General features: G+C 72.8%; 21 protein-coding genes and 1 pseudogene. 5 read left to right on the plus strand and 17 right to left on the minus strand.

Annotation, left to right across the window (positions count from 1 at the left end; genetic code table 11):
- Positions 1–59: 59 nt before the first annotated feature.
- From Saso_RS32630 to recA, 4 genes are all read right to left on the minus strand, one after another.
- Positions 60–2,597 (minus strand): ABC transporter permease, encoded by a 2,538-nt coding sequence (locus Saso_RS32630; protein ID WP_189927757.1) that lies wholly within the window; start codon positions 2,595–2,597, stop codon positions 60–62.
- Positions 2,594–3,385, minus strand: coding sequence for an ArsR/SmtB family transcription factor (locus Saso_RS32635; protein ID WP_189927758.1), 792 nt, complete (start codon positions 3,383–3,385; stop codon positions 2,594–2,596). The genes Saso_RS32630 and Saso_RS32635 overlap by 4 nt, the downstream gene beginning before the upstream one ends.
- A gap of 110 nt (positions 3,386–3,495) precedes the next feature.
- Entirely contained in the window at positions 3,496–4,290 is a 795-nt protein-coding gene (gene recX / locus Saso_RS32640) for a recombination regulator RecX (protein ID WP_189927759.1), read from the minus strand.
- Positions 4,291–4,292: 2 nt separating this feature from the next.
- Positions 4,293–5,423, minus strand: coding sequence for a recombinase RecA (recA, locus tag Saso_RS32645; RefSeq protein WP_189927760.1), 1,131 nt, complete (start codon positions 5,421–5,423; stop codon positions 4,293–4,295).
- Between the two features lie 367 nt (positions 5,424–5,790).
- Here recA and Saso_RS32650 point away from each other — a divergent pair, with 367 nt between their 5' ends.
- Positions 5,791–6,645 (plus strand): hypothetical protein, encoded by an 855-nt coding sequence (locus Saso_RS32650; protein WP_229901560.1) that lies wholly within the window; start codon positions 5,791–5,793, stop codon positions 6,643–6,645.
- A 175-nt stretch (positions 6,646–6,820) separates the two neighbouring features.
- Here Saso_RS32650 and Saso_RS32655 read toward each other — a convergent pair whose 3' ends face one another.
- Both Saso_RS32655 and Saso_RS32660 read right to left on the minus strand, forming a co-directional pair.
- Positions 6,821–8,095 (minus strand): AI-2E family transporter, encoded by a 1,275-nt coding sequence (locus tag Saso_RS32655; RefSeq protein WP_189927761.1) that lies wholly within the window; start codon positions 8,093–8,095, stop codon positions 6,821–6,823.
- Between the two features lie 60 nt (positions 8,096–8,155).
- A complete protein-coding gene (locus Saso_RS32660) occupies positions 8,156–8,350 on the minus strand; it encodes a DUF3046 domain-containing protein (protein WP_189927762.1) in 195 nt (64 codons plus the stop codon).
- A 79-nt stretch (positions 8,351–8,429) separates the two neighbouring features.
- Here Saso_RS32660 and Saso_RS32665 point away from each other — a divergent pair, with 79 nt between their 5' ends.
- Positions 8,430–9,374, plus strand: a complete 945-nt coding sequence (locus tag Saso_RS32665) for a hypothetical protein (protein WP_189927763.1) — start codon at positions 8,430–8,432, stop codon at positions 9,372–9,374.
- A 49-nt stretch (positions 9,375–9,423) separates the two neighbouring features.
- On the opposite strand, the gene Saso_RS32670 is transcribed toward Saso_RS32665, so the two are convergent.
- From Saso_RS32670 to Saso_RS32680, 3 genes and pseudogenes are all read right to left on the minus strand, one after another.
- Positions 9,424–9,732, minus strand: coding sequence for an AzlD domain-containing protein (locus Saso_RS32670; protein ID WP_189927764.1), 309 nt, complete (start codon positions 9,730–9,732; stop codon positions 9,424–9,426).
- Positions 9,729–10,604 (minus strand): AzlC family ABC transporter permease, encoded by an 876-nt coding sequence (locus Saso_RS32675; protein ID WP_229901561.1) that lies wholly within the window; start codon positions 10,602–10,604, stop codon positions 9,729–9,731. The genes Saso_RS32670 and Saso_RS32675 overlap by 4 nt, the downstream gene beginning before the upstream one ends.
- 65 nt (positions 10,605–10,669) lie before the next feature.
- Positions 10,670–11,473: pseudogene (locus Saso_RS32680) on the minus strand (AraC family transcriptional regulator); the annotation flags it as partial.
- Between the two features lie 126 nt (positions 11,474–11,599).
- Here Saso_RS32680 and Saso_RS32685 point away from each other — a divergent pair.
- The 3 genes from Saso_RS32685 to Saso_RS32695 all read left to right on the plus strand — a co-directional run bounded on the left by Saso_RS32685 (position 11,600) and on the right by Saso_RS32695 (position 18,399).
- Positions 11,600–16,558, plus strand: coding sequence for an ATP-dependent helicase (locus Saso_RS32685; protein ID WP_189927765.1), 4,959 nt, complete (start codon positions 11,600–11,602; stop codon positions 16,556–16,558).
- 50 nt (positions 16,559–16,608) lie between these two features.
- Positions 16,609–17,451 carry an Fpg/Nei family DNA glycosylase gene (locus Saso_RS32690; protein ID WP_189927766.1) on the plus strand — a complete coding sequence of 281 codons (843 nt, stop codon included), beginning with the start codon at positions 16,609–16,611 and terminating at the stop codon, positions 17,449–17,451.
- A 183-nt stretch (positions 17,452–17,634) separates the two neighbouring features.
- Positions 17,635–18,399 carry an SDR family NAD(P)-dependent oxidoreductase gene (locus tag Saso_RS32695; protein ID WP_189927767.1) on the plus strand — a complete coding sequence of 255 codons (765 nt, stop codon included), beginning with the start codon at positions 17,635–17,637 and terminating at the stop codon, positions 18,397–18,399.
- A gap of 200 nt (positions 18,400–18,599) precedes the next feature.
- Here the strand turns inward: Saso_RS32695 and Saso_RS32700 are convergent, their stop codons facing one another.
- The 8 genes from Saso_RS32700 to Saso_RS32735 all read right to left on the minus strand — a co-directional run bounded on the left by Saso_RS32700 (position 18,600) and on the right by Saso_RS32735 (position 26,903).
- On the minus strand, positions 18,600–18,890 hold the full coding sequence (locus Saso_RS32700) for a hypothetical protein (protein WP_229901562.1): 291 nt from the start codon (positions 18,888–18,890) through the stop codon (positions 18,600–18,602).
- An 82-nt stretch (positions 18,891–18,972) separates the two neighbouring features.
- Positions 18,973–19,443 carry a Dps family protein gene (locus Saso_RS32705; protein WP_189927768.1) on the minus strand — a complete coding sequence of 157 codons (471 nt, stop codon included), beginning with the start codon at positions 19,441–19,443 and terminating at the stop codon, positions 18,973–18,975.
- 219 nt (positions 19,444–19,662) lie between these two features.
- Positions 19,663–20,043, minus strand: a complete 381-nt coding sequence (locus Saso_RS32710) for a helix-turn-helix domain-containing protein (protein WP_062650917.1) — start codon at positions 20,041–20,043, stop codon at positions 19,663–19,665.
- Positions 20,044–20,152: 109 nt separating this feature from the next.
- The gene (locus Saso_RS32715) at positions 20,153–20,698 is read right to left on the minus strand and encodes a CinA family protein (RefSeq protein WP_189927769.1); all 546 of its coding nucleotides are present in this window, start codon (positions 20,696–20,698) and stop codon (positions 20,153–20,155) included.
- Positions 20,695–21,525, minus strand: a complete 831-nt coding sequence (gene pgsA, locus Saso_RS32720; protein WP_189927770.1) for a CDP-diacylglycerol--glycerol-3-phosphate 3-phosphatidyltransferase — start codon at positions 21,523–21,525, stop codon at positions 20,695–20,697. Before pgsA ends, Saso_RS32715 begins: the two co-directional genes overlap by 4 nt.
- Positions 21,522–22,991 (minus strand): 30S ribosomal protein S12 methylthiotransferase RimO, encoded by a 1,470-nt coding sequence (gene rimO / locus Saso_RS32725; protein ID WP_189927771.1) that lies wholly within the window; start codon positions 22,989–22,991, stop codon positions 21,522–21,524. The genes pgsA and rimO overlap by 4 nt, the downstream gene beginning before the upstream one ends.
- A 91-nt stretch (positions 22,992–23,082) precedes the next feature.
- A complete protein-coding gene (locus tag Saso_RS32730) occupies positions 23,083–23,928 on the minus strand; it encodes a helix-turn-helix domain-containing protein (protein WP_189927772.1) in 846 nt (281 codons plus the stop codon).
- 254 nt (positions 23,929–24,182) lie between these two features.
- Positions 24,183–26,903 (minus strand): DNA translocase FtsK, encoded by a 2,721-nt coding sequence (locus Saso_RS32735; protein WP_189927773.1) that lies wholly within the window; start codon positions 26,901–26,903, stop codon positions 24,183–24,185.
- Between the last annotated feature and the right edge of the window lie 70 nt (positions 26,904–26,973).

Raw genomic sequence — 26,973 nt, forward strand, 5'->3', positions numbered from 1 at the left:
CAATCCTGCGTTCCCGGAAGGGCCTCGGGCCAGGAGGTGGCGGGGAGTTGGCGCCTCGCTCATTCCTTCGCGGTCGCCACCGTCACCGCGCGGACCCTGAGGGCCACCCGCCCCGGGACGGCGGTGGCGACCAGTGCGAGCAGTCCGGCACCGGCGATGACCGTGGCGTGGACGAGCGGTTCGAGCGCCGGGGCCGCCCGCCCGGTCATGCCGATGCTGAACGCGGTCAGGACCGAGAGGGCGACGGCGCTTCCGAGAGCGGCGGCCAGCAGCAGGACCGACAGGGCCTCGGTGCGCAGCATGCGCAGCACCTGACGGCGGGTCGCCCCCGCGAGGCGCAGCAGCGCGAACTCGCGGACGCGTTCGGAGACCGACATGGCGAGCGTGTTGACCACGGCGATGGCCGTGAACGCCAGGACCAGTCCCATGGCCAGGAGGTTCACCTCGGCGCCGGCCCGCTGCCGCTCGGCCTGCGCCGCGTCGGCCGCGGCGGGGGAGATCACCGCGAGTCCTGGGAACTCACGCAGGGTAGTCGCGAGTTGTGTCTGTGTACGGGTCGTGCTGACGAGGAGGGAGGAGGCGAGGGGGTTGTCGACATGGTGGGCGACCAGGTCGTGCGCGAGGGTGAGGTCTCCGAACCCGAGACCCCTGGCGTATACGGCGACGACGGTGAGCGTGGTGGGTGTGCCGTCGCCGAGCGTGAGCTTCAGGGGGCTTCCGGGCGTCAGGTGGAGCTGGTCCGCGGCCAGTTCACTGACGGCGGCGGTACGTGCGGAGAGCCCGTCGAGGGAGCCGGCGGTGACGTCCGGGTCCCAGGTACGGCCGAGGGCGGCCGGAGTGACGCCCTGGGCCGGGTACTTGTCGAGTCCGACCCGGACGGTCGTACGGACCACTTCGGTGACGACGTCGTGTCCCGTACGCAGCCGGCGGGCCGCCTCCGCCGGGACGCCGGGTCCCCGGGAGGCGACGACCCAGTCGGCGCGCACTCCCTCACGGACCTGGGCACGGGCCGCGTCGCCCAGGGTGGGCTGCACGAACAGCACGGTGCAGGTCATGCCGATGAGCAGGGTGAGGGGGGTGACGACGGAGGCCATGCGGACGGCGTTGCCACGGAGGTTGGCGGTGGCCAGCCTGCCTCCGGGACCGGTCAGGCGCAGCGGACCGGCGAGGAGGAAGGCGGCCGCCTCGACCAGCAGCGGCCCGAGCAGGGCGACGGAGGTGGCGAGCACGACGACGGCCAGGAGGGTGACGGGTGTCGAGGCGGGCTCGGTGCGCAGGAAGCCGAGCAGGACGACGAGCGTAGCGCCGCCCGCGAGCAGCAGCAGACCGGCGAGCAGGCGCCCCCAGGCGGGGCGGGTGGGCTCGGTCCGGGCTTCGGCCAGTGCCTCCGCCGGCCGGATCCGGGTCACCCGGCGGGAGGCGATCCGCGCGGAGGCCCAGGCGCCGAAGAGGGTGGCGGCGACGGCGGCGAACAGTGGAAGGACACTCACGCTGTGCTCGAGCGTGGCGGGCATGGCGCCCAGGTCCACGAACCTGTCGTACAGCAGGCCCCCGAGGGGAAGGCCCAGCAGCGCGCCGGTCGTTCCCGCGGCGAGGCCGACGATCAGGGCTTCGCGTCCGAGGAGCCCGCGGATCTGCCCCGAGGTGGCGGCGACCGCGCGCAGCAGGGCGAGTTCGCGGTGGCGCTGCTGGACGGACAGCGCGAAGGTCCCGACGACCACCAGGACGGCCACGAGCAGGGAGGTGCCGCCCATCGCCCCGCCCATGCTGACCAGTTTGATCCGGGCCGCGGCGGCGTCCAGGAACTCGACGGGCCCCCGGGCGTCACCGGCACTGACCTGGGCACCGGTCCCGCGCAGCGCCTCGGCCAGGGCGTCGCGGAGCGTCCCCGGTGCGGTGCCGGGCTCGGGCAGCACGCCGAACGCGGTGACCTGTCCCGGACGCGCGGCGAGACGGCGGGCCTCGGCGGGGGCGAAGAAGAGGGACGCCTGGTGGCGGACGGAGGTGGCGGGGGCGGCGACACCGGAGACCCGGTAGGTACGCGCGGCCTGCGTCGACTGGACGGTGAGCCGGTCCCCGGGTGTCAGTCGGGCCGAAGCGGCGAAGTCGTGGTCGACGACCACATCGGTGGCGGCTGTGGGAGCGGCGCCCGCGGTGAGCCGGTACGGCGTCAGCGCGGCGGAGTCCCAGGAGTGGCCGTAGGCGGGCCTGTCGTCGCCGTACGGGACACCCGCGGGGGTCAACGGTTCGGCGAGGAAGGTGAGTTCGGGGATCACCCGGTCGACGCCGGGTGTGGTGGCGAGTCTGCGCTCGAGGGCGGCCGGGAGCCAGGCCCGTTCCGCTATGGGTTTCGCCTTGTGTTTGACCTTGGTCTTGCCCTTCTTGTGCTTCACGGTGGTCCGGTGGACGTTCTGGTCGGCGGAGACCACGACCGGCGCGGCCGCGTAACGCTCGGCGCGGATGGTGCCCCGCAGTCCCGTTTCCAGGAGGGTGCCGCATGCGCTGATCAGGGCGGCCGCGCACAGCAGCGCGAGGAAGGCACCCAGGAAGCCTGCCTTGCGGGCACGGACGGTCCTCAGGGCGTAGCGCAGCATCATGACCGGTCGGCCTCTCGTCCGGGGTGACCGCAGCCGCGGCGGTCGCTTTCGTCGTCGCCGGTGTCGGCGTCCCTGGTGTCGTCGTCTTCGGCGGCGCCGACGTCCGCACCGTCACCAGTGGACGGGGCGGGGGAAGGGGCGGGGAAGGCGAGGAAGCGGGTGAGCAGGGTGCGCGCGTCCGACGGGGTCTCGGCTTCGGATCGCTTGTAGCGGTTGAGGAGGGCGATGTACTCCTCGAAGAAGTCCCGGAGTTCGGGCAGCGTCAGCCGGATGGTGCCGCGCGAACAGGGGAAGGCGTCCGCCCACGGGTCGTCTTCCGGCGCGTTGCGCTGGAGCCGCTCGAAGAGGTCCAGGTCGGCCGCGTAGGCGTGATGGTTCAGCTCGTCCATGACGAGACGCATCTCGGGACTCTGCCGGCTGCGCGGGGGGAACCGGCGGTCGCCGGGGACCGCACGCCACCAGCGCTCCCGGTGCGCGGACGGCTCCGCGCGCCTCACGGGGGACGGGTCCTCGCCGCGCACCGGAGACGTGTCCGCCGCGTCGGTCTCCTCGACGAAGCCGTATCTGGCGAGCTCGCGCAGGTGATAGCTGGTGGATCCGGTGTTCAGGCCGAGGGCACGCGCGAGGGTCGCCGATGTGGCCGGACCGTGCAGCGCGAGGTGTTCGAGCATGCGCTGACGGCGGGGCTGGGCAAGCGCCTTGAGCGCGGCCAAGTCGCCCGGTTCGACGGGGGCCGCGTGGGCGGGCTCCGTCTCCTGGGGCTCATGGGTGCCGGGTTCCTGGGACATGGGTACACACTCGTCTGTGCACAGACACGTGTGCACTGCGGTGGCCCGGTGTCCTCAACGGGGGTTTTCCCTACCCTGGCCGGGGACGAGGAGGGCGTCTCGCCCCTCGTTCAGTACCCCTGGTCCTCCAGGAACTCCGTGTTCTCGCCCTCCTCCTCCAGCGCCTGCCGGACCACGCGCAGGGCCATGCCCTCGGAGTAGCCCTTGCGGGCGAGCATGCCGGCGAGGCGGCGCAGCCGCTTGTCGCGGTCGAGGCCGCGGGTCGCGCGCAGCTTGCGGGCGACGAGTTCCCGTGCCGTCTGCTCCTCCTGCTCGGAGTCGAGCTGGGCGACGGCCTCGCCGATGAGCGCCGGGTCGACGCCCTTGGTGCGCAGTTCCTGGGCGAGCGCGCGCCGGGCGAGTCCGCGTCCGTGGTGGCGGGACTCCACCCAGGCGTCCGCGAACGCCCCGTCGTTGATCAGGCCTACCTCCTCGAACCGCGAGAGCACCTCCTCGGCCACGTCGTCCGGGATCTCGCGCTTGCGCAGGGCGTCGGCGAGTTGTTTACGGGTGCGCGGGGTCCCGGTGAGCAGGCGCAGGCAGATCGCCCGTGCCCGCTCAGCCGGGTCCCCTGAAGACTCCCCCTGCTCGGCCCTCGACGAGGAAGAGGTGCCTTCGTCCTCGGTGGACGGTTCTCCGAAGCCACGCCGTCGGCGCCCACGTCTGCCGCGTGGGCCTCCTTCGGCGTCGCGTCGCGTCCGACCGCCACGGGGCCGGCCGTCGCCGTCCGTCCCCTCGCTCCGGTACGAGCCGCTCTCCGCCAGGTCGTGATCGACCTGGGCGGGGCCGTCGTCGCCCCCGCCCCCCGCTGCTCCTCGGGGGGTCTCGGGGCGGACGTACTCGGCCCAGTCCGTTCGTCGTGTCACGGTCAGCTCTTGGCAGCCGTGGCCTTGGTCTTGGCGGTCTTGGCCGCAGAGGCCGGAACCGCCTTGGCGGCGTCGTCCGCGGGCGCGCCCGCGGCTGAGGCGGCTGCCGTGCCCGGCTCGGTGGCGGCCTCCTCCGGACGCACGCCGACGCCCAGCTTCTCCTTGATCTTCTTCTCGATCTCGTTGGCGAGGTCGGGGTTGTCCTTCAGGAAGTTACGGGCGTTCTCCTTGCCCTGTCCCAGCTGGTCGCCCTCGTACGTGTACCAGGCGCCGGCCTTGCGGACGAAGCCGTTCTCCACGCCCATGTCGATCAGACCGCCCTCGCGGCTGATGCCCTGGCCGTAGAGGATGTCGAACTCGGCCTGCTTGAAGGGCGGCGCGACCTTGTTCTTGACGACCTTGACGCGGGTGCGGTTGCCGACCGCGTCCGTGCCGTCCTTCAGGGTCTCGATGCGGCGGATGTCGAGGCGCACCGAAGCGTAGAACTTCAGCGCGCGGCCACCGGTCGTGGTCTCCGGGGAGCCGAACATCACGCCGATCTTCTCGCGGAGCTGGTTGATGAAGATCGCGGTGGTCTTGGACTGGTTGAGCGCGCTGGTGATCTTCCGCAGCGCCTGGCTCATCAGACGGGCCTGGAGACCGACGTGGCTGTCGCCCATCTCGCCCTCGATCTCCGCACGCGGGACGAGCGCGGCGACGGAGTCGATGACGATGAGGTCGAGGGCTCCGGAGCGGACCAGCATGTCCACGATCTCGAGGGCCTGCTCGCCGTTGTCCGGCTGCGAGAGGATCAGGTTGTCGATGTCGACGCCGAGCTTCTTGGCGTACTCGGGGTCGAGCGCGTGCTCGGCGTCCACGAAGGCGACCTGACCGCCGGCCTTCTGCGCGTTCGCCACGGCGTGCAGCGTCAGCGTCGTCTTGCCGGAGGACTCCGGGCCGTACACCTCCACCACGCGGCCGCGCGGCAGTCCGCCGACCCCGAGGGCGACGTCGAGTGCGGTCGACCCGGTGGGGATGACCTCGATGGGCTCGTTCGGCCGCTCGCCGAGACGCATCACGGCGCCCTTGCCGAACTGCCGTTCAATCTGTGCGAGGGCGGCATCCAGTGCCTTCTCGCGGTCGGTTCCTGCCATGGGTTCCACCCGGTTTGCTTGAGTCGATCGCTTCACGTCAAAGACGCTAACGCCTGCCACTGACAATGCGCCCCGACGCCGGTCGGGCCTGTGGATAACTCGGGTGCCTATCCGTCCATAACGGCACGTAACACCCGACCAGAGTCTCACCGGAGTCTCTATAAGAATGGATGTTCGATTTTCGTGTCAAGCGCGCCACGCAGCCCTTCCGAGGCCGCGTCGACGCCTGCGCGGCCCCCTTGATCCACCGCCGGTCCGCACCTCCACCGGCCCGTCACCCGCCCCCTGCCGGCTGCTCCCGAGGGCGTACGGCAGGTGTCTCCGGCCGCAGGACGACGGCGCACGACGCAGCCGGGACGCTCGGTGCATGGACGAGCAGCAGACCCGACCTGCCCGCGGCGACGCCGGACCGAGGCGTCCGACCCGGCACCCGGCCCCCCTTCCGGCGCCCCCGCACGTCCGGGACACCGGGTACCGTCTGCCCCGTCCGCCCCTTCCCCACCGCCTATACACCGCGACGGCCCTCCTGCTGGTCCTCTCCGGCCTCGTCCACCTCGTGGTGTTCGCCGTCGACGGCGGCCCCTGGGACGGACCGGTGTCCTGGCGCAAGCCGGTGACCTTCGGACTCTCCTTCGGGGTGACACTCCTCGCGGTCGTCGGGGTCACGTCGTACGTGCGGATCGGTTCCCGGCTGCGCGCCGCGCTGCTCGGGATCTTCGCCGTCGACTGCGTGGTGGAGGTGGCGGGCATCACCGTCCAGGCGTGGCGGAGGGTTCCCTCGCACCTGGACATGGAGACACCCTTCGACACGGCGGTGTCCATGACACTGGCGGTGGGCGGCGGGGTTCTCGTGGTGCTGCTCACCGTGTTCGCCGTGGCGTCCTTCCGGCACCCTCCGACGGGCCCGGCCGGGATGGCCCTCGCGGTGCGCTCCGGTTTCGCCGTCCTGCTCGTCGGGCTCGCCTCGGGAGCGGCGATGATCGCGCGCGGTGTGGTGCTCACCCGCACCGGGCACCAGGAGGCGGCCTACCGCTCCACGGCCTCGCTCAAGCCCCTGCACGGGGTGAGCCTGCACGCCGTCCTGGTGCTGCCCGCCCTGGCCTGGCTGCTGTCCCGCACCTCCTGGAGCGAGCGTGCGCGGTGGCGGACCGTGGCCGCCGCGGCGGGGTGTTACGCGGTGGCGGTCGCGGCGGCCGCCGTGTGGGCGGTCCTCAGGTACTGATCGTGCGCGCGGCCATCAGGAACCGCTCGTGCGGGCGGCCCTCGAGGACCGGCTCCCGCCCGGTGATGCCGGTGATGCCGCTGGTGCCGCTGGTGCCGACGCGGCGGGCGCGGACGGTGAGGCCTGTGCGGCGAGCGCGGCGGGCGCGGACGGTGATGCTGGTGGTGCCGACGCCTCAGGTTCCCTCTCCGCCGGATCCCTCCCGGGGTCCCCTGCGCCGGTCCCGGGCCCGCTCCCAGAGGCGCCGGGCGCTCGTGAACGGCCCCGGTCCTTCGCCGCGGCCCCGGTGCCCGTGCACGCGGGGGTCGTCCGTGACGTCGTAGCGCTTCACGTAGGCGCCCAGGAACGCCTGGAGCGTCGCGACCGCCGGGATGGAGATCAGCGCGCCGACGGCCCCGAGGAGGGCGGTGCCGGCGATGACGGAGCCGAAGGCGACGGCCGGGTGGATGTCCACCGTCTTCGAGGTGAGCTTGGGTTGCAGCATGTAGTTCTCGAACTGCTGGTAGACCACGACGAAGATGAGCACCCACAGCGCGTACAGCGGCGAGACCGTGAAGGCGATCAGCATCGGCAGGGCGCCCGCGAGATACGTGCCGATGGTGGGGACGAACTGCGAGACCACACCCACCCAGACGGCCAGCACGGGCGCGTACGGGATGCCGAGAGCCTGGAGCAGCACGTAGTGCGCGACTCCGGAGATCAGCGCCATCAGGCCGCGCGAGTAGAGGTAGCCGCCGGTCTTGTCGACGGCGATCTCCCAGGCCCGCAGCACCTCCGCCTGTCTGGCGGGCGGCAGGACCGAGCACAGCGCGCGGCGCAGCCGCGGTCCGTCGGCGGCGAAGTAGAACGAGAACAGGGCGATGGTGAGCAGTTGGAAGAGGCCGCCGAGGACCTGCGTGGAGACGTCCAGCACCCCCGCGGCGCTGTTCTGGGCGTACTTCTTCAGCCAGGCGGAGTGGAGCAGGCCCTCCTGGATGTCCACCCTCCGCAGATCGGTGTGGAAGGTGGTGTTGACCCAGTTGATCACGGAGTCCAGATACTCCGGGAAGCCCTCGATCATCTTGATGATCTGGCCCGCGAGCATCGAGCCGAGCAGCGTGAAGAAGCCGGCGACCACGATCAGCAGACCGAAGAAGACCAGGAAGGTGGCGAATCCCCTGCGCATCCCGCGGGCTGCCATCCGGCTGACCGCCGGCTCCACGGCGAGGGCCAGGAAGAACGCGATCAGGACGTTGAGCAGCAGGCCGATGAGCTGGTGGAAGGCCCAGGTGCCCAGCTGGAACGCACCGACGAGGGCGAGCGCGAGCACCATGGCGCGCGGAAGCCAGCGCGGCATGCGCGCGCCCTGCCCGGCGCCGCCCTCGGCCGCGGGCGGCCCGGTGGGCGGCGGTGTCGCGCCGGGCGGGGGTGTGTGCCGGACGGTCGGCCCGGTCTCGTCAGTGGGTGCCACGGACCAAGTCTCGCCTACGGCACCGACAGCCGGACAGGCGCCTGCGATCTTCGTGACGGATCAGCGCAGCTCCTGCGGAACGTTCATCACCGCGCACACCACGCGCCACACGTCCTTGGCCTCCCAGCCGGCCGCCAGCGCCTCGTGCACCGTGCGTCCGCCGAGTTCCGCCATCACGTGATCGCGCGCGAAGGTCTCGGCGTACCCCGTGCCGAAGTGCTCGTCCATTCGCTGCCAGAAGACCGTCAACCGCATGACATCAGTATCCCGCGCGCGGGGGTGCCCCTCGCCGTGGCCGCCTGCCGAGACCGCTTTCCGCCCTACGGTCTGACGCATGGCCGAAATCGGAGCATCCCCACTCCCCCCGACGCCCCCGGCGCACTCCCCGCTCTTCCGCGCCGAGCACTTCGTCTGGCTCACCGCGCGCGTGCTGGAGCAGCGCGTCTTCGCGCACGACTTCCTGCACGGCGCCGCCGATCCCGTCGAGACCGCGCTCGACGCCTACCGCAACGAGGACGGCGGATACGGCCACGCCCTGGAACCCGATCTGCGCGGTCCCGTGAGCCAGCCCCTGCACACCGTGCGCGCGCTGCGCGTGCTGGACTCGATCGGGCGTCTCGGCGGGCGGCGCGTGGAGGGGGTGTGCCGCTATCTGACGTCGGTCTCCACCGGCGACGGCGCCCTGCCCGCGATCCATCCCAGTCAGCGCGGCTATCCGGCGGCCCCCTTCGTCCCGATCGTCGACGACCCGCCCAGCGAACTCCTGGCCACCGGGCCGGTGGTCGGTCTGCTGCACCGCAACGACGTGTGGCATGCCTGGCTCTTCAGGGCCACGGACTTCTGCTGGCAGGCGGTGGACACCCTCGAGCGGTCCCACCCGTACGAGATCGAAGCGGCAGTTGCCTTCCTGGACTCCGCCACCGACCGCCCGCGCGCGGAGGCCGCCGCCGACCGGCTGGGCCGCCTGGTGCGCGCGCAACGGCTCGTCGCGCTCGACCCGGACGATCTGGACGCGTACCCGGTCGCACCCGGATACGCCCCGGGTGAGCACCACTTCCCGTACGACTTCGCGCGTACCCCGCACTCCCTGGCGCGGGCCTGGTTCACCGACGACGAGATGGCACGCGCGCTGGACCACCTCGCCGACGACCAGCGGGAGGACGGCGGCTGGCCGGTCCGCTGGCGCCACTGGTCGCCGGGACCCGCCCTCGAAGCGCGCTCCATGGTGACGATCGAGGCCCTGCGCACCCTGCGGGCCTACGGCCGCGCCATCGGCTGATCCCGTCCCGGGTCACCGGCCCCCACCCCGCGCCCGGGCTCCTCGGCGGTCATCCGCATAGGGCGCGCACCCCCGCCGTGACCACCACGGCGGCGCCGACGATCAGCAGGAAGGGCGCCCGCAGCAGAAGGGCGACGGCGGCCGCGGTGAGCCCCGCGGCCCTCGCGTCCAGCACGAGCGCGTGGCCGTCGGCGAAGGTCTGCTGGGCGGTGAGGGCGGCCAGCAGGGCGACGGGAAGCAGGGCCGCGAACCGCCTGACCAGAGGCCGCTCGAGCACTCCCGCGGGTACGAGCAGCCCCGCCAGCTTGACGAGGGAGCAGCCGGCGGCGGTCGCGCCGATCGCGATCCAGGTGTTCAACGCCGCTCCTCCTCCGTGTCGACCCGGCCGGCCCGCCCGGCACGGTCGTTCTGCCCAGCCGGGCCGCCCGACCGGGACTGGTCGTCCGGCCGTGTCCGGTCACTCTGACGTGTCCCGTCGCTCCGTCCGTCGCGGCAGCTCCCGCGCAAGCCCTCGGCGTGACTCCTGCGCCGGCCCTCGACGTACAGGACGGCCGGTGCGGCGAGTGCAGCCATCAGGACGGGCACCCCGGCGGGCAGCACGGGCAGCAGGCCGAGCCCCAGGAGCACGGCGAGCCCGGCGACGGCCCGCTCGGCCGTGGTCCTGAGCATGGGCGCGAGCAGCGCCAGGAAGACCGCGGGCCCGGCCGCGTCCAGTCCCCACGCGTCCGTGTCGCCGATGGCCTCGGCACCCAGCGCGCCCAGCAGCGTGGTGAGGTTCCACAGCACGTAGAGCGTCAGACCGGTGACGGCGAAGCCCAGGCGGGCGGCACGCCGCCCGGGCTGGGCGAGCGAGACCGCGGCCGTCTCGTCGATCACCCACTGGGCCGCGAACGGGCGCACCGCGCGCGGGAGCGACAGCGACTGGGACAGACGCAGGCCGTAGAACGCGTTGCGCACGCCCAGGAAGAACGCGCCCGCGGCCGCGGTCAGCGGGCTGCCGCCCGCCGCCAGCGCTCCGACCAGCGCGAACTGGGACGCGCCGGTGAAGACCAGGAGACTGAGCGCACAGGTCTGCCACACCGAGAGTCCGCTGCCCGCCGAGGTCACCCCGAAGGCGAACCCGGAGAGGCCGACGGCGATCCCGACCCCGAGGGCGTCCCGTACGACGGCGGCGTCGGGCCGTCCCCCGCCGTCCGTGCGTCGGTCCGTGAGAGCTGTCTGTTCTGCCACGCCCACGACGGTAGGAACAGTCCCCCGGGTGCGTCTTGTACGTTCTTGCGCTCACGCTGGTACGCCCCCGGAGGGACCCCGACGATCCGGGCGAAGTGGCGGTTGAGGTGCGGCTGGTCGGTGAACCCCACCGCGACGGCCGCCTGCGCGGGCGTGGTCCCCGCGTCCAGCAGGTGCCGGGCCCGCCGCACGCGGGCGTCCGTCAGCCAGGCGTGGGGCGGCAGACCGTACACGTCCCGGAAGGCCCGCAGCAGCGCGAACGGACTCGTCCCCAGCTCCCCGGCCAGCTGCTCCAATGTCGGCGGATCGGCCAGCCGCTCCTCCAGCACGGCACGCGCGCGTGCGGCGATCCGCCCTCCGGCCGACCGCACCTCGCGTTGCGGCAGCGGACCGCCGTTGAGCCGCAGCAGCCGGGTCACGACCACCCTCAGCAGGGTGTCGGCGGCCAGCGCGTTGCCCTCCTCGGCGGCGCGGAGCACCTGATGCACCAGCCCGACGGCATAGGGGTCGTCGAGGACCGGGAGGACGAAGCCGGGGGTGCCGCGCAGGGTCGTCGTCTCGGCCGCGATCTCGGCCACCACGCCGGGCGACGGGTACACGGCCCCGTACCGCCAGCCCTCCGGCACCCCGGCCCGTCCGGTGTGCGGGGTGTCCGGGTTGACCAGGGCGAGGGTCCCCGCCCCCGCGTACTGGTCGGCGCCGCTGTGGTGGAAGACCTCCACGCCCTCGGAGACGGCGGCGATCACGAAATGTTCGTGGGTGTGCCGGACGAAGGTCTTGCGGACGTACCGGGCCTTCAGCAGGTCGACGTCGGACAGCTCCGCGTACCGCCAGTGCCGCGCCAGTTCACCCGAGCCCGAAGTCACCACCCACCCATTCTCCGCGACCCGTCACGGCGCTGCCGCACTCCGCCGGCCACTGAGCGCAGCCACCCGGACGGCGTCACATCCCCGCAGGTCAGGGCGATTGTCAGTGGCCGGGTGCAGGATGGACGCATGGTCAGCTCCGCACACCGAGCCCTCGGCGGCTTCTCCCCCGCGACCCGCGGCTGGTTCACGGGGGCGTTCTCCGCGCCCACCGCGGCCCAGGCGGGCGCGTGGCAGGCCATCGGCGCCGGCTCGGACGTGCTGGTGGTGGCCCCGACCGGTTCGGGAAAGACGCTGGCCGCCTTCCTCGCCGCCCTGGACCAGCTCGCCTCGACACCCCCGCCCGCCGATCCCAAGAAGCGCTGCCGGGTCCTGTACGTCTCCCCCCTCAAGGCCCTCGCCGTCGACGTGGAGCGCAACCTGCGCAGCCCCCTGACCGGCATCCGCCAGGAGTCCGTGCGTCTCGGCCTGCCCGAGCCGGAGGTCAAGGTCGGCATCCGCTCCGGCGACACACCGCCCGCGGAGCGCCGCGCGCTGTCCACCCGCCCGCCGGACATCCTGATCACGACACCCGAGTCCCTGTTCCTGATGCTGACGTCGGCCACCCGCGACGCGCTGACGGGCATCGAGACGGTGATCCTGGACGAGGTGCACGCGGTGGCGGGCACCAAGCGCGGCGCGCACCTCGCGCTCTCGCTCGAGCGGCTCGACGAGCTGCTGCCGAAGCCGGCCCGCCGCATCGGCCTCTCGGCCACGGTCCGCCCGGTCGACGAGGTGGCGCGCTACCTCTCCCCGCACCGCAAGGTGGAGATCGTCCAGCCTGCGTCCGGCAAGGAGTTCGACCTCTCGGTCGTCGTCCCCGTGGAGGACCTGGGCGAGCTGGGCGGTTCCCCGGTGGCCGAGGGCTCCGAGGGGGCGGAGCGCCCGTCGATCTGGCCGCATGTGGAGGAGCGGATCACCGACCTCGTCCAGTCCCACCGCTCCACGATCGTGTTCGCCAACTCCCGTCGGCTCGCCGAGCGGCTGTGCAACCGGCTGAACGAGATCGCTTACGAGCGGGCCACCGGCGAGCCGTTGGACGAGCACCACTCGCCCGCCGAACTCATGGGCGGCTCGGGCGCGTCCCAGGGCGCACCGCACGTGATCGCGCGTGCCCACCACGGCTCCGTGTCCAAGGAGCAGCGGGCGCTCGTCGAGGAGGACCTCAAGGCCGGCCGGCTGCCCGCCGTCGTGGCGACCTCCAGCCTCGAACTCGGCATCGACATGGGGGCCGTGGACCTCGTCGTCCAGGTGGAGTCCCCGCCCTCGGTCGCCTCCGGCCTCCAGCGCGTCGGCCGGGCGGGACACCAGGTGGGCGCCGTGTCCACGGGCGTGGTGTTCCCGAAGTACCGCGGCGACCTCGTCCAGGCGGCGGTGGTCACCGAGCGGATGCGTACGGGCTCGATCGAGTCCCTGAAGGTCCCCGCCAATCCCCTGGACGTCCTGGCGCAGCAGCTCGTCGCCATGACCGCGCTCGACACCTGGCAGGTGGACGACCTGCTGACCACGGTCCGCCGCGCCGCCCCGTTCGCGTCGCTCCCGGAGTCCGCGTTCACCGCCGTCCTGGACATGCTGGCCGGCCGCTATCCGTCCGACGCCTTCGCCGAGCTGCGGCCACGCGTGGTGTGGGACCGCGTGACCGGTACCGTCACCGGCCGTCCCGGGGCCCAGCGCCTGGCCGTCACCTCCGGCGGCACGATCCCGGACCGCGGCCTGTTCGGCGTCTTCCTCGCGGGGTCCGACCCCAAGAAGGGCGGCGGCCGGGTCGGCGAACTCGACGAGGAGATGGTCTACGAGTCCCGTGTGGGGGACGTCTTCACCCTCGGCACCAGTTCGTGGCGCATCGAGGACATCACCCGCGACCGCGTCCTGGTCTCGCCCGCTCCCGGTGTCCCGGGCCGGCTGCCCTTCTGGAAGGGCGACCAGCTGGGCCGTCCGCTGGAACTGGGGCGGGCGGTGGGCGCGTTCCTGCGCGAGGTCGGCTCCCTGCCCAAGGACGACGCCCGGCTCCGGCTGCTCACCGCGGGCCTGGACGCCTGGGCGGCCGACAACGTGCTCTCCTACCTGGACGAACAGCGCCAGGCCTGCGGCCACATCCCGGACGACCGCACGATCGTCGTGGAGCGCTTCCGGGACGAGCTGGGTGACTGGCGGGTCGTCGTGCACTCCCCCTTCGGCGCACAGGTGCACGCCCCGTGGGCACTCGCCCTGGGTGCCAAGCTCTCCGAGCGCTACGGCATGGACGCCCAGGTCATGCACGCCGACGACGGCATCGTGCTGCGTCTGCCGGACGCCGACCTCATGAGCCTGGACCTCCTGGACCGGGAACCGTCGAGGGCGGGCACGGAGTACGACGCGGAGCAGGCACCGGTGGGCGCGGCCGACGTCGTCTTCGACAAGGGCGAGGTCGACCAGGTGGTCACCGACCAGGTCGGCGGTTCGGCCCTGTTCGCGGCCCGCTTCCGCGAGTGCGCCGCCCGCGCGCTGCTGCTGCCGCGCCGCAACCCCGGCAAGCGCACCCCGCTGTGGCAGCAGCGTCAGCGCGCCGCGCAACTGCTCCAGGTGGCGAGCGAGTTCGGCTCGTTCCCGATCGTCCTGGAAGCGGTCCGCGAGTGTCTCCAGGACGTCTTCGACGTTCCCGGACTCGTGGAGCTGATGGGCGACCTGGAGTCCCGCAAGGTGCGCCTGGTCGAGGTCACCACGCCGGAGCCGTCCCCCTTCGCCCGCTCCCTCCTCTTCGGCTACGTCGCCCAGTTCCTCTACGAGGGCGACTCCCCGCTCGCCGAGCGGCGCGCCGCCGCGCTCTCGCTGGACTCACGCCTGCTGGCCGAGCTGCTCGGCCAGGCGGAGCTGCGCGAACTGCTCGACGCCGAGGTCCTCACGGAACTGGAACGGGAGCTCCGGTGGCTCACCGAGGACCGCCGGGTGAAGGACCCCGAGGGTGTGGCGGACCTGCTGCGCCTGCTCGGTCCGCTCACCGAGGCGGAGCTGGCCGAGCGGGGCGCCGAACCGCAGTGGGCGCGGGAGCTGGGCGCCGCCCGCCGTGCCATCGAGGTGCGTATCGCCGGCGCCGCGCACTGGGCGGCCATCGAGGACGCGGGCCGGCTGCGCGACGCGCTGGGCACCGCGCTGCCGGTGGGCGTGCCGGAGGCCTTCACCGAGCCGGTCAAGGATCCGCTCGGCGACCTCCTCGCACGTCATGCCCGCACCCACGGCCCGTTCACCTCCGCAGGCGCGGCCGCCCGCTTCGGCCTCGGTGTCGCGGTGACCGAGGGCGCGCTCCAGCGGCTCGCGGCCGCAGGGCGCGTCGTCCAGGGCGAGTTCCACCCGGCCGGCATCGGTCAGGAGTGGTGCGACGCGACGGTGCTGCGCCGACTGCGCCGCCGGTCCCTGGCCGCCCTGCGCCACGAACTGGAACCGGTCTCGCCGCCCGCGCTGGCCCAGTTCCTCCCCCAGTGGCAGCACATCGGCCGGGGCCATGCTCTGCGCGGCACCGACGGGCTGGTGCGCGCCCTCGAACAGCTCCAGGGCGCGTCGGTGCCCGCCTCCGCCCTGGAGAAGCTCGTCCTGCCCTCCCGCGTGCGGGACTACACCCCGGCCATGCTCGACGAACTCACCGCGGCCGGAGAGGTCGTCTGGGCGGGGGCGGGTGCCCTGCCCGGCAAGGACGGCTGGATCTCGCTCTACCTGGCGGACGCGGCGCCGCTGCTCCTGCCGCCTCCCCATCCCCTGGAGCTGACGGCCCTGCACCAGTCGGTGCTGGACGCCCTCTCCGGGGGCTACGGGCTGTTCTTCCGCCAGATCGCCGATCAGGTCCGTGCCACGACGCACCCCGAGGCCACCGACCCGCAGCTCGCCGACACCGTCTGGGACCTCGCCTGGTCCGGGCGGCTCACCAACGACACACTCACTCCTCTTCGCGCCCTGCTGGGCTCGGGCCGCACGGCCGGTTCGACCGCTCATCGCGCCAAACGCTCGGTCCCGCGCGGGCGCTACGGCTCGCTGACGGGCGCCGCCCGGCCCGTCTCCCGCAGCGGACCGCCCACCGCCGCCGGACGCTGGTCCCTCCTGCCGGTCCTGGAACCCGATCCCACGGTCCGCGCGCACGCCCTGGCCCGCACTCTCCTCGACCGGCACGGCGTGGTGACCCGGGGCGCGGTCGCCGCCGAGGGCGTCGAAGGCGGCTTCTCGGCGACCTACCGGATCCTGTCCGTCTTCGAGGAGAGCGGCCAGGCCCGTCGCGGCTACGTCGTCGAAGGCCTCGGCGCGGCGCAGTTCGCCATGGACGGCGCGGTGGACCGACTGCGGGCCGTGGCCAACGCCCGCGACCGCGAGGAGCCGCTGCCCGGCCCGCAGCAGCCGGCGGACCCCTCGGACGGCTACGACTTCTCCGGCGGGTTCCCGGCCGACGACGCCTGGGACGTACCGGGCCCGGACGGCCGCCCGGCCTCCCCCTTCGGCACCCCGGCGGTCCCCGCCTCTCGGGACGAGTACGTGTCACCCCTGGACTTCGCCTCCCCGGCCGCCGGCGGTCCCCGGGGAGGGGGCGGCTTCCCGAACGGCGGGGGCGGCCCGAACGGCGCGGGTGCGCCCCGCCGGCACACCTCCCGGGGCGCACCCAACCGCAACCCTTACGGCGCCCCGTCCCCCGCCTCCCGCGCCGTCGTCCTCGCCGCCGCCGACCCGGCGAACGCCTACGGCGCCGCACTGGGCTGGCCCGAGCCCCCGACCGGCGCCGGGCACAAACCCGGTCGCAAGGCCGGCTCCCTGGTGGTGCTGGTGGACGGCGAGCTGACGCTCTACATGGAGCGCGGCGGCAAGACGCTGCTCGCCTGGCCCTCCGGCCCGGACACCGAGGACACCCCGGGCGACGACCCGCGCCTGCACGCCGCCGCCGAGGCCCTCGCGGAGGCCGCGCGCGCGGGTTCGCTCGGCACGATCACGGTCGAGCGCGTCAACGGCGCCTCGGCCCTCACCTCCCCCATCGGCACCCTCCTGGAAGGAGCGGGATTCATCGCGACCCCGCGGGGCCTGCGACTGCGCGCATGAGCGTGAGCACCGCACCCCGGCCGGCGCCGCTCCCGTGTCACGCTTGAGCCGTGCCCGAAGGTGACACGGTCCTCCAGGCCGCGAGGCGACTGCACGAAGCCCTCGCGGGCAAGGTGCTGACCCGCTCCGACCTGCGGGTGCCGAAGTTCGCCACCGCGGACCTCACCGGCCGTGCCGTCCTGGACGTCACCGCGCGCGGCAAACACCTCCTCACCCGCGTCGGGGGCGGCCTGACGCTCCACTCCCACCTGCGCATGGACGGCTCCTGGAAGGTGTTCACGAACGACCAGCGCTGGACCGGCGGCCCCGCCCACCAGATCCGGGCGATCCTCGGCACCCACGACCGCACCGCCGTCGGCTACCGCCTCCCCGTCCTCGAACTGCTGCGCACCGCCGACGAGGAACAAGCCGTGGGCCATCTCGGACCCGACCTGCTGGGCCCCGACTGGGATCCGGAACAGGCGCTCGCCAACCTCCTCACTGACCCGGACCGCGCCCTCGGCGAGGCCCTCCTCGACCAGCGCAACCTGGCCGGCATCGGCAATGTCTACAAGTGCGAGCTCTGCTTCCTGCTGGGCGTCACCCCGTGGCTCCCGGTCGGTGTGCTCCCCGCCGACCGTGCCGCGAAGCTGCCCGCCCTCGCGAAGAAGCTCCTGGAGGCCAACCGCGAGCGGCCGAACCGCAACACCACGGGCCGCCGCGGCCAGGACCTGTTCGTCTACGGCCGTGCGCGCCGCCCCTGTCTGCGCTGCGGCACACGCATCCGGCTCGCCGACCAGGGCGACGGCTCACGCGAGCGCCCGACCTACTGGTGCCCCACCTGCCAGACCGGACCGGCCCCGGCCCCGGGCTCCCCACCGACGCGCCGCCTCCATCCACGCACCCTCCCCTGACACCCGCACCACCCACCGCCCCCGCACCACCGACCGCCCCCGCCCCGCCTCCCCACGCGCCCCGCGGCCCGTACGCGCACCGTCGCCCCCATCTCCCACCCGCGACCTCCCCCACCCACTGCCTCCTCCCATCCACAGCAGCACAATTGACGGACCGTCAGAAAGCCTCGTACCGTCGCTTGCATGGCCGTGAAGGCGTACGACCTCACCGGACGCACCGCGTTCGTCACCGGCGCCGCGAGCGGAATCGGCCGCGCCTGCGCCGTCCTGCTCGCCGAGGCGGGCGCGACCGTACACGGCGCGGACCGCGACGCGCAGGGTCTGCACGAGACGGTGACGCTGATCAAGGACGGGGGCGGCACGGCACGCACCCACCACCTGGACGTCACCGACCGCGCCCAGGTCCGCCGGGCGGTCGAGTCCTGCGGCCGGCTGGACGTCATGGCGGCCGTCGCCGGGATCATGCACAGCAGCCCGGTCCTGGAGACCAGGGACGAAGACCTCGACCGGGTCCTGGCCGTCAACTTCAAGGGTGTGCTGTACGCCTGCCAGGAGGCGGCCCGCCTGATGCTGGCCCGCGGGACCGGCGGCAGCATCGTCACCATGGCCTCGGGCGCCGTGGACACCGGCGGCCCCGGCCTGCTCTGCTACGGCGCCGCGAAGGCCGCCGTGGTCCAGCTGACGAAGACGCTCGCGACGGAGGTCGGACGGCACGGCATCCGCGTCAACGCCGTCGCCCCGGGATGGATCCGCACGCCGATGACCGACCGTCACGACGAGGAGGCGCAGGCGCACACCGAGGCGCGGATGGCGCGCATGTCGCCGCTCGGCCGGGTCGGTGAGGCCGAGGACATCGCGCACGCCGTGCTCCATCTGGCCTCGGACGCGTCGGCGTTCACGACGGGCCAGATCCTCCGCCCGAACGGCGGCGTCGCCATGCCCTGGTGATCACGCCCCTCCACCGCCCCACCCCCAGGTGTCCAGCACCATTCGTCCCGGTCCCCAGCGCCCCTCGTCCCGGCCCCCGGCACCCTTCTCCCAGCCCTCGACGCGCCCTCCCCACAAGACCCGCCGCACCTCAAGCCCAGCAGCCCCCCTCACACCTCTCGACGCCCCGCCCGTCGGCACCGTCACCCCGCCCGGCACCCTCACCCCGCCCCGGCGCCCTCGCCGCCACGTTGCTCACGGGCCTCCCCCACGCCCCGCCACGCGGCCTTCCAGCGCCCGTCCCGGACCACGCCCGCCGCACGCGCCTTCGCCACGCAGTGCACCGGCAGGAGGCTCAGTCCCCAGCCCCCGGCGGCGACCGTGCCCTCCAGAGCCCCGGCGCCCGGCGCCATGACGAGCCTCACCACGGCCCACCACCACAGGGCGCCCAGCACCAGACCGAGCCCCGCAGGCGCCAGCGCGACCCCGTGCGTCGCTATTCGTCCCACCACAGCCGCCCCCTCCCGCCCGGACCCGCGCCGGCGCCTCGGCGCACGCCGCGCCCCACCCCGCCCCCGGCACCGCCCCCGCGACTCACACGTTCTCCGCCTGGAACATCCAGTGGTGCTTCTCCAGGTCCGCGGTGATGCCGATGAAGATGTCCTGGGTCACGGGATCCGCGTCCCCCGTGGCCGACACCCGTTCCCGCATCCGGGTGATCGCCGCCCCCAGGGCGGTGACCAGGGACCCCACGGCGTCGGTGTCCTTGACCCAGCCCGCCTGCACCGCCCCGATACCGCTGCCGGCCGCGACCGTCGTGGCACGTCCGTCGGGGGAGACACCGAGTGCCGAGGCGCGCTCCGCCACGGTGTCGGAGTGCGCGCGGGCCACGTCCACGACCTCGTCGAGCTGGAGGTGGACGGACCGGAAGCGGGGCCCGACGACATTCCAGTGGACCTGTTTGGCGACGAGCGCGAGGTCGACCAGATCGACGAGGGCGCCCTGCAACGCCTGCGAGACCGTCTTCAGATCGGCGTCGGACAGGGGACTTTTCACGACGTACATCCGTACCTCCGGTGATCGGCCCCCGTGGTGCCCCTCCACGATGACCTCACCGCCCGGCACCGGCAAACGCAGGCAGCACGCGAAAAACCCCGACCGCACCCTCTCCGGGTCCTCCCGGAGAAACCCCGGCCGGGGCCTCACACATGCCTGCGTGCCTGTGTCGCGTCGCACGCCCGGACGGTCACGCGCGCAGATGCGCCCGACGCCCGCGCCCGCGCACTACGCGGCGACCACGTCCACCGCCTCGGCGGGCGCCTTGATGGTCACCCGCTCCGGTGGCACTCCGGTCACCGACACGGAACCCAGCATCGGACGGACCGACGCAGGGACAGGCTCGCTTGGGGTGGCCGCTGCAGACTGGGCCAGCTCTGCGAGGGCGAGCTCGTCGCTCACTTCCCGCATGAGCTCGGACATCCGTACGTCCAGCGCGTCGCAGATGGCGGAGAGCAGCTCGGAGGAGGCCTCCTTCTGCCCCCGCTCCACCTCGGAGAGATAGCCGAGTGAGACTCGGGCGGACGAGGAGACTTCGCGCAGAGTACGGCCCTGGCGCTGGCGCTGCCGACGCAGCACGTCACCCAGCAGGCGACGGAGCAGGATCATCGGTGGCTCCCTCCTCGGACCGCGTAGCCGCATCCTTCACGCCCCACCGTACCGCCTTGCGCTGCGGCCGTGCGGGGAGCGATGTCGTGTTCACTCAGGGCTGCAAACATCAAAACCCCCCGTTCTGTTCCGTATCCTGTGCCCGCTCATTCCCGGTCTGTTCGCCCACCAACTCTGTCAGGAGCAGTGCGAGTACGCTCCGTACACTCTCTCTACGAATTTCCGCCCGGTCGCCGTTCAACCGCAGGGCCCCCACTTTTCCGCGAGGGGCGGAACCCCGACCGGCTCCGGACGGCCCCTCGACCGCCACGAAGACGGTGCCCACGGGCTGCCCGTCCTGCGGGTCGGGTCCGGCGACGCCGGTGGTCGCGACGCCCCAGTCGGCACCCAGTGCCCTGCGTGCTCCGGCGGCCATCTGGGCCGCGACCTGCGCGTCCACGGCGCCGCGCGCGGCCAGCAGGCCGGCGTCGACACCGAGCAGTTCGTGTTTGAGTTCGGTGGCGTAGGCGGTGACGGAGCCGCGGAAGACCTTGGACGCCCCGGGGACCGCCGTGATCTCCGCCGCGACCAGGCCACCGGTCAGCGACTCGGCGACCGCGAGCGTCTCGCCGTTCACCGTGAGTAGTCGCACCACGTCGGTGGCCGGGGAGGTCACGCCGGCGTCTCCCGGGACGCGGCCCGGCGCTCGGCGATGCCCTGCCTGCGCAGCACGACGGCCTGCCGCACGTAGTCGAGTCCCGTGATCACGGTCAGGACGACCGCCGCGGCCATCACCCACCAGCGCAGGGTGGCCAGCCACCCCGTCAGCGGCAGGACGTACATGCCGACGGCGACGCCCTGGACGAGCGTCTTGAGCTTGCCGCCCCGGCTCGCCGGGATGACGCCGTAGCGGATGACCACGAAGCGCAGGAGCGTGATCCCGAGCTCCCGGCCGAGGATCACGATCGTCACCCACCAGGGCAGATCGTCGAGCGAGGAGAGACAGATCAGCGCCGCTCCCATGATCGCCTTGTCGGCGATGGGGTCGGCGATCTTCCCGAAGTCGGTGACGAGGTCGTACGTCCGCGCGAGGTGCCCGTCGAACAGGTCGGTGATCATGGCGATCGCGAAGGCCGCCCAGGCGAAGGCGCGCCAGGCGGGGTCGTAGCCGCCGTCGGCCAGCATCAGCGCGACGAATCCCGGCACGAGGATCAGCCGGAGCATGGTGAGCAGATTGGCGATGTTCCACACGCTCGCCTGGTTGACGGCGGCGGCCGCCAGCTTCGCGCCCCGCGGCGGCCTGCCGGCACCCTCGGGGCCGGCGTCGGTCTCCGGGTCCGTCTGCGGTCCGGTGGCGGCCGTTCCCGCGAGCGGCACCGGGGTCGGGGCCTGCGCGTGGGGCGACGGCTGCGCGTGCTGCGGAGCCCGGGGGTCCGGTGAGGCCTGCGAAACCGGTGAGGCCTGCGAGGAGCCGCCCGCAGCCGATGCCGGAACACCCGTCATCTGCCCGCCTCCTCGCTACACCCGACCGAGCCCGGCAGAGGCTCGGCGACCAGGTCGACACCTTCCGTGCCGACCACCTTCGCCTCGACCATACGACCGACGCTCAAGTTTTCGCCCGCCGTGAGCAGCACCTGGCCGTCCGTCTCGGGCGCCTGGTGCTCGCCGCGGCCGTGCACACCATCCTCGTCAACGGACTCCACCAGGACGTGCACGGTCTCGCCGACGCGCTCCTCGGCCCGCTGCGAGACGAGTTCCTCGGCGAGCCTGGAGACCCTGGCGAGCCGCTCGGCCACGACGTCCGTGTCGAGCTTGCCGTCGTACGTCGCGGCCTCGGTGCCGTCCTCGTCGGAGTAGCCGAAGACGCCGATCGCGTCCAGCCGCGCGCCGTTCAGGAAGCGCTCGAGCTCGGCCAGGTCGGCCTCGGACTCGCCGGGGAAGCCCACGATGAAGTTGGAGCGCACGCCCGCCTGGGGCGCCTTGCTCCGGATGGTGTCGAGCAGCTCCAGGAAGCGGTCGGTGTCACCGAAGCGGCGCATCGCGCGCAGCACACCGGGCGCGGAGTGCTGGAAGGAGAGGTCGAAGTAGGGCGCGATCTTCGGCGTCGAGGTCAGCACGTCGATCAGGCCGGGACGCATCTCGGCGGGCTGGAGGTAGCTGACCCGCACCCGCTCGATTCCGTCGACCTCGGCCAGCTCGGGCAGCAGCGACTCCAGCAGACGGATGTCGCCGAGGTCCTTGCCGTAGGAGGTGTTGTTCTCGGAGACCAGCATGACCTCCTTCACACCCTGCTCGGCGAGCCACCGCGTCTCGTTCAGCACGTCGCTGGGGCGGCGCGAGATGAAGGAGCCGCGGAAGGACGGGATGGCGCAGAAGGAGCAGCGCCGGTCGCAGCCGGAGGCGAGCTTCACCGAGGCGACCGGGGCGCCGTCGAGACGGCGGCGCAGGGGCGCGCGGGGGCCGGACTGCGGGGCGAGGCCCTCCGGCAGGTCCGTGGGCGCCCCGTGCCCGGGCAGCGCCACGTCGGACGCGGACTGCCGCTCCGCCGGGCTGATCGGCAGCAGTTTGCGCCGGTCGCGGGGGGTGTGGGAGGCGTGGATGCCGCCGTTCAGGATGGTCTGGAGGCGGTCGGAGATGTCGGCGTAGTCGTCGAAGCCGAGCACGCCGTCGGCCTCGGGCAGGGCGTCGGCGAGTTCCTTGCCGTACCGCTCGGCCATGCAGCCCACCGCGACGACGGCCTGGGTTCTGCCGTGACCCTTGAGGTCATTGGCCTCCAGCAGGGCGTCGACGGAGTCCTTCTTGGCGGCGTCGACGAAGCCGCAGGTGTTGACGACGGCGACGTCCGCGTCCTCGGCGTCCTCCACGAGGTGCCAGCCGTCCGCCTCCAAACGGCCTGCGAGCTCCTCCGAGTCCACCTCGTTGCGGGCGCAGCCAAGAGTGACGAGTGCGACGGTACGGCGTTCAGGCATGGGCTCAAGACTACTTTGTCCCGCCGGCACCGAACGTCGACGGGGTTGGCGATCTTCGCCAACCCCGTACACCCGAAGGCCCGCCCCCGGCTCAGCCGACCTGTGGGTCGCCCTTCGTGTACGTCAGCCGCTCGACGGCCCCCGACCGGAAGTCGTCGTCGATCTTCTTGCCGTTGACGAACAGATCGATCGCGCCGGCGTCGCCGAGGACCAGGTTGATCTTCTCGCTGTCCTGGAAGGTCCTCGAGTCGCCCTTCTTGAGCAGCCCGTCGAAGAGCAGCCGGCCGTTGTGGTCCTTGGCCGCGACCCAGCTGCGGCCGTCGGCGGCACTGACCTGGACCGTCACCTTGTCCTGGGGGGCCGCGGCGATGGCGCTGTCGGAGGGTTCCGTCTTCGGGTCGGCGGGCTTGTCGGTCTTGTCGGTCTTCGTCGTGGGTGCGGCGGTCTTGCCGGTGGAAGGCGCCGGACCCTCGGCGACCTCCTTGGACCCGTCGTCGTCACCGCCGGTGAACGCGGTGAAGCCGACGAAGCCGACCACGGCGACGATCGCGGCGACCATGGCCGCGGTCCAGTTCGGCCCGCGGCGCTCGGGGCGGATACGTTCCGCCTCGAAGAGCGGCGCGGCCGGGGTCGGCGCGGGGCGGCCGCCGTGGGTCTCGTCGTAGCGCTCGATCAGCGGGGCCGGGTCGAGGCGCACGGCCCTGGCCAGGGTCCGGATGTGACCGCGCGCGTAGACGTCTCCGCCGCAGGGGGCGAAGTCGTCCGACTCGATGGCGTGGACGATGGCGATACGGACCCGGGTGGCGGTGCTGACGTCGTCGACGGTCAGCCCGGCCGCGATGCGCGCCTGGCGCAGGGCGCGGCCGATGGAGAAGGGGGCTTCCTCGGACGGGTCTTCGAAGGGACGCTCGTCTTCAGGGGAGTTGCCGATGGACACGGGGGCGCCTTTCGAGCGTGTAGCCACCTGTGCTGGAGGTTCAGTCTAGGGGGGGTGCCAAAGGGAGGGGCAACCGGGCGGTGGGACCTTTACGCCATCGGTATGGCCGGACACACCGATGGCGGGCCGGTTACGGCCCCGCCGGGGAGCCGCACCTGTCCTTTCGCTCAACTTGACGTCTGCCGAAGGGAAACGGTTGCCCGCCCTTCTCTAACGGGTGAGTCACGGCCGGCGACCGCTTCCCTGTCCGACGTCTACCCCGCGGACTCCCCTCTGATGACCGCAAGCACCCCGTCCAACTCGTCCGGCTTCACTAGGACGTCCCGCGCCTTGGATCCCTCGCTGGGCCCGACGATGTTGCGCGACTCCATGAGGTCCATCAGCCGTCCGGCCTTGGCGAAGCCGACCCGCAGCTTGCGCTGGAGCATGGACGTCGAGCCGAACTGGGTGGAGACGACCAGTTCGGCCGCCTGGCACAGCAGGTCGAGATCGTCGCCGATGTCCTCGTCGATCTCCTTCTTCTGCTTGCTGCCCACCGTGACGTCGTCCCGGAAGACCGGCGCCATCTGGTCCTTGCAGTGCTGGACGACGGCCGCGACCTCGGCCTCGGTCACGAAGGCGCCCTGCATACGGGTCGGCTTGTTCGCGCCCATCGGCAGGAACAGTCCGTCACCCTTGCCGATCAGCTTCTCGGCGCCCGGCTGGTCGAGGATGACGCGGGAGTCGGCGAGCGAGGAGGTGGCGAAGGCGAGCCGCGAGGGCACGTTGGCCTTGATCAGACCGGTGACCACGTCGACCGACGGGCGCTGGGTGGCGAGCACCAGGTGGATGCCGGCCGCGCGCGCGAGCTGCGTGATCCGCACGATCGAGTCCTCGACGTCCCGCGGCGCGACCATCATCAGGTCGGCGAGCTCGTCGACGATCACCAGAAGGTACGGGTACGGCTGGAGCTCGCGCTCGCTGCCCTCGGGCGGCTTGACGGTCCCCTCGCGCACCGCGCGGTTGAAGTCGTCGATGTGCCGGTAGCCGTACGCGGCGAGGTCGTCGTAGCGCAGGTCCATCTCGCGCACCACCCACTGGAGGGCCTCGGCGGCCCGCTTGGGGTTGGTGATGATCGGCGTGATCAGGTGCGGGATGCCCTCGTAGGCGGTCAGCTCCACCCGCTTGGGGTCGACGAGGATCATCCGGACGTCCTCGGGGGTCGCCCTTATCATCACCGACGTGATCAGGCAGTTGATGCAGGACGACTTGCCGGAGCCGGTCGCGCCGGCGACCAGCATGTGCGGCATCTTCGCCAGCGAGTGCATGACGTAGCCGCCCTCGACGTCCTTGCCGAAGGCGACCAGCATCGGGTCGTCGTCCTCGGCGGACTCGGCGAGCCGCAGCACGTCACCGAGGTTGACCATCTCCCGGTCGGTGTTCGGGATCTCGATGCCGACCGCGGACTTGCCGGGGATCGGGCTGATGATCCGCACATCGGGGCTGGCGACGGCGTACGCGATGTTCTTCGCGAGCGCGGTGATCCGTTCGACCTTCACGGCGGGGCCGAGCTCGACCTCGTAGCGCGTGACCGTCGGACCGCGGGTGAAGCCGGTGACGGCGGCGTCGACCTTGAACTCGGTGAAGACGTTCGTCAGGGAGGCGACGACGGCGTCGTTGGCCGCGCTGCGCACCTTGCCGGGGCCGCCGCGCTCCAGGAGGTCGAGCGAGGGCAGCGCGTAGGTGATGTCGCCGGACAGCTGGAGCTGCTCCGCGCGCGGCGGCAGCTCCCGCGGCTCCTCGGGAGCCGACTTGGTCAGATCGGGGACCACTCCCCCGCCGGTCTTCGTCTTCTCCTTCGCGGGCCGGGAGGCCGGCGCCGGGACGGGCGTCGGGGTGGTCGGCTCGCCGTCCGCGACACTCACCCCCTGGGTGAGGTCGGCGACGATCCGCGAGGGCGGCATCCCGTGCAGGACGGCGCCGTCGAGGTCGGCCGCCGCGGCCGCCGCGATGTCCACCGCGTCCAGCCGCCGGTCCATGGCCGGCTGCGGCACCGCGGACCGCCGCGGGCGGCCGCGTCGCTGGGAGAGCGCCTCCTGCTCGGCGTCCTCGGGGTCGTAGGCCTGGGGGCCGCCCGAGCGCCGGCGGGGGCGGCCGGGCAGGGCCTCGCGCCACTGCTCGTCGTAGCGCGCGTCGTCGTCCAGGTCGTCGTACGCGTCGGCCGCCGGGGCGTGCAGGACGCCGAGCCGCACCCCGAGCTGCCGCAGCCGCTGCGGGACGGCGTTGACCGGCGTGGCGGTGACGACCAGCAGGCCGAAGACGGTGAGCAGCACCAGCAGCGGTACGGCGAGGACCTCGCCCATGGTGTACGTCAGCGGGGTCGCCGCACCCCAGCCGATGAGTCCGCCGGCGTCCCTTATGGCCTGCATGCCGTTGCTGCGCGCGGGGGCGCCGCACGCGATGTGGACCTGCCCGAGCACGCCGATCACCAGCGCGGACAGGCCGATGACGATGCGTCCGTTGGCCTCGGGCTTCTCGGGGTGCCGGACGAAACGCACGGCGATGACCGCCACCAGTATCGGCACCAGCAGGTCGAGCCGGCCGAAGGAGCCGGTCACCAGGATCTCGACGAGATCGCCGACCGGGCCGCGCAGGTCGGCCCAGGTACCGGCGGCCACGATCAGCGCGATGGCGAACAGCAGAAGGGCCACGCCGTCCTTGCGGTGCGCCGGGTCGAGGTTCTTCGCGCCGTTCCCTATGCCGCGGAACACCGCGCCGACGGCGTGCGCCAGTCCGAGCCAGATGGCGCGCACCAGCCGGTAGACGCCCCCGGTGGGACTGGGAGCCGGTGCGGGTGCGGGCCTGCGGGCGGCGGCCTTCCTGGCGGGCGCCTTCTTCGCCGGGGCCTTCTTGGCGACGGCCTTCTTCGCCGGGGCCTTCACGGGAGCGGCCGCCTTCTTGGCGGGCTTCTTGGCTGCGGAAGGACGTGGGGCCATGGGTGTGAGGTTACCGGTGCGGACCACGCCGGACACGTGTGCCCACCGCTTCACCCGTTCGTGTCGCCCT

It is taken from the genome of Streptomyces asoensis, assembly GCF_016860545.1.
GTDB lineage: Bacteria > Actinomycetota > Actinomycetes > Streptomycetales > Streptomycetaceae > Streptomyces > Streptomyces asoensis.